The organism is Variovorax sp. 05T418, assembly GCF_056396385.1.
Genome location: NZ_JBFTLJ010000039.1, coordinates 1 through 2,767, shown reverse-complemented (window position 1 = coordinate 2,767; position 2,767 = coordinate 1). Strand labels below are relative to the sequence as shown.

Here is a 2,767-nt window from a genome sequence, read left to right as displayed (position 1 = left end):
TTGCCGGCCTTCGAGGCGGTGCCTCTCGCGTCGACCATGCGGCGCCACTTGTGGACGAGGTTGGCGTTGAGGCCATGGGCCAGCGCCACTTGAGCCACAGACGCCCCGGGCTCTGCGCACGCCGCCAACACTTGCCGCTTCAGTTCGGCTGCGTGGCGCCGCCGGCTCACGCGCTTGGAGTCTTCCATAGGTGTCCACCTAAATCCTTGGTGGACACCATCGTCATAGACACCGGGGCCAAGCTCAAGACGGGATCACCGCGCGCTTACAACGATGCGGCGGGCCGCCCAACCTACGATAACCACAGGCACGTAAACACCCCGTTACCGCGGCTTGACCTGCCCCGGCAAGAAACAACGGCCCCACCAAGCCCTGGTCACGCCCCATAACACGCTGGTGGCCCGCTGCCGATCCAAAGATGCCTCGGTCGGTAAGCGTAGAGCTTGAAGACCTTGCGAGTCGCACTGGGGTTCTCCGCAGAGTTGGGCTCGATACCAAGCTACAGCAGGGGGTGGCTTGTGGGACCGACTCATTCTCAGCGTCAACCAAACTCGTGCGTCGCGCGACCAATCCTTTGCGAATCAGTCGAGGTTATTGCGACCAACTGGAAGAAAAATCTATCTCGAATATTAGGCCATCAAGAACTCGCATTCAGGTTCAACCGTAGAGTGATCCGGGCTATTCGAGACCCCTTTTGGCTTGAGGCTGACGGTCTACCCTATTTTTCCATGCAGTCGTAAGTTGCGGTGACTCCCTTTAGGAGCGGCGGAAACTTGCCAACAAAGCCTCGCCTGATAGCCTCCCCGAAACCAACCGGTTCTTCCCTCCTCCTTCATGGAGGACAGCGCCGACGCTTCGCACTGGCAGGAGCTTGAGACGGGAGGACGGGGCATGCGGCGTATGGCTCGACGCTTTGCGAAGGAGGCCGCAACATTCTTGCGAGCGGCACCGCGACATCAAGCCGAGCGAATGGCAGTCCACTTCAATTTTCGATAGGCCCTTCGGATTTGCTGAGGCGGAGGTCGGATCGCGCGTACAGCCTCCCCGTCGGCACGGAGCAGCAATCCGTGACTTTGTTTGCAGAATTGGTTTTAAGTAATAAGCACTTGCGGCGGCAAGGTGTACTTGAAGCTACATTTTGTAAACCAAAAAAGGGCCGGCATTTTTGGCAGAGCAAGCGCCGGCAATCGGAGAATCGAATGCCGCTCTTGTTCTTGATGAGGCTGCAGCAGGTGCAGCTTCCGGTTCGGGTTGCTGACCCGGATGAAGTTCGGTACGTCTCGGTGCTTTTGGCCACAGGCCTGATCGAAGCCGAGATCAACGCTCTCGGGTCGAGCGCGCGATACGCCGCATCACAGGTGGCAACGGTGATCCGCATCACGGAAGACGGCCTTGCCGAGATCGCGAAGATGGGCGACGTTCCCGAATTCGTGAAGACTTCCATGCGATTCGCCCGAGGGTTGCGTTTAATGTGACCGGAGATGCTTCGGCTGCTGCTTAGCCCATCTTTGGCAGCCAAGCGCCGAAGTCGAGGACTGAGCCGCTCTTTTTCTTGGCCTTCGCCGGCCCGGGCTCGTCCTCGTGTGGCCCAACACCAAGAGCGTCGACCATCTTCTGCAACTCGAGCAGCCCGGCAGCCTTGTAGGTCTTCATGGCCTCGACTGCTCGTAGAGAACATGACAGCCTTCGCTCTTGAGTTCGAAGCGTCGCCAGCGATAGGCGCTCTCTTCCTCTTCGATCACGGTAATGACGATCCGCGGTGGAGCGGCTGCATGCCGCGATGGTCATCCAGCTCCCGGCTTTGGTACGTCGGACAAACTCGACGGTCTAAACACCACCAGAAAAGAAAAGCCCAGCGCGCGGCTGGACCGAATCCACTGGTACAACGAGAAGCGGATCAAGCTCTCCCTTGGCTCTCTCAGCCCCATCGAATATCGAGAGAGTCTTGGATTTGCGACATAAACCAGTCCAAGTTTTTATCCGCACCCCCAGTGGGTTAGTTTTACATCGGCGCGGACATGTGAGCCCGAAGTCGAAGAGGGTTGCGCATGAATTCATGACCGCATCTATGCGCGGTGCCGAACAGACGCAGCCCGCGCCGGCGGTCATTGTGGCCGGCGTAGCCTCTATTGAGCTGCACCCCCCAAGACTCCAAGGAACTGCCATGAAGAAGTATTTACTCCCGTCCGCCCTATTGCTCGCTCTGCTCGGCGCATCTGCCTGCACCGGCCCCATGGGACCTCAAGGCAACACGGGCAACACCGGGAGCACCGGCTACACAGGTGCCACAGGCGCCACAGGCGCGAGGGGAAATACCGGCAACACGGGGAACACAGGCGACACTGGTAGTACCGGCAACACCGGCGCCACAGGGGAAACCGGCAATCAGGGAAATACCGGCAACACGGGCAATACCGGCGCAACGGGCGCCAGAGGCAATACCGGCAGCACTGGCACCGGCGGAACCGTTGTCGTGGTTCCGGCCGCACGCTGACGCATTGACCAACGCGCCCTTCTTTCGGGGTGCTTCAGGAATCGTCCGGCGCTGGTTCGGCGCCTGAGGGCGAATGTCTGGTCACGAGATCTGGTTGGCGTCCCGTGTCCGTCAATGCTCGGCAGCGCAATAGGCGAGGAACTCATTGACTTGCGCTGCCTTGTCGACGACCACATCGGCGTCCAGACGAAAGCACGCCGCGCGGCTGTCCGGAGAAGCCGCGTTGGTCAACGCCGCCACGATCCACTTCTTTCTGCCGGGCGTAAAAAGGGC

At 59.8% G+C, this 2,767-nt stretch carries 4 protein-coding genes and 1 pseudogene; 3 read left to right on the top strand and 2 right to left on the bottom strand.

All coding sequences use genetic code 11. The annotated features are described in order from the left end of the window. Positions 1 to 188: transposase (locus tag AC1DMS_RS31630; protein WP_478182119.1), on the bottom strand; the 188-nt coding region annotated here is incomplete at its 3' end. 879 nt (positions 189 to 1,067) lie between these two features. Here AC1DMS_RS31630 and AC1DMS_RS31625 point away from each other — a divergent pair. After that, positions 1,068 to 1,475, top strand: a complete 408-nt coding sequence (locus tag AC1DMS_RS31625) for a hypothetical protein (RefSeq protein ID WP_412512265.1) — start codon at positions 1,068 to 1,070, stop codon at positions 1,473 to 1,475. A 22-nt stretch (positions 1,476 to 1,497) separates the two neighbouring features. On the opposite strand, the gene AC1DMS_RS31620 is transcribed toward AC1DMS_RS31625, so the two are convergent. Then, the gene (locus AC1DMS_RS31620) at positions 1,498 to 1,653 is read right to left on the bottom strand and encodes a hypothetical protein (protein ID WP_015866018.1); all 156 of its coding nucleotides are present in this window, start codon (positions 1,651 to 1,653) and stop codon (positions 1,498 to 1,500) included. 192 nt (positions 1,654 to 1,845) lie between these two features. Between AC1DMS_RS31620 and AC1DMS_RS31615 the strand changes: the two are divergent. Together AC1DMS_RS31615 and AC1DMS_RS31610 are read left to right on the top strand one after the other, a co-directional pair. Continuing rightward, positions 1,846 to 1,962 (top strand): annotated as a pseudogene (locus tag AC1DMS_RS31615) (IS3 family transposase); the annotation flags it as partial. Between the two features lie 202 nt (positions 1,963 to 2,164). Beyond that, positions 2,165 to 2,494 carry a hypothetical protein gene (locus AC1DMS_RS31610; RefSeq protein WP_015866019.1) on the top strand — a complete coding sequence of 110 codons (330 nt, stop codon included), beginning with the start codon at positions 2,165 to 2,167 and terminating at the stop codon, positions 2,492 to 2,494. Positions 2,495 to 2,767 lie beyond the last annotated feature (273 nt).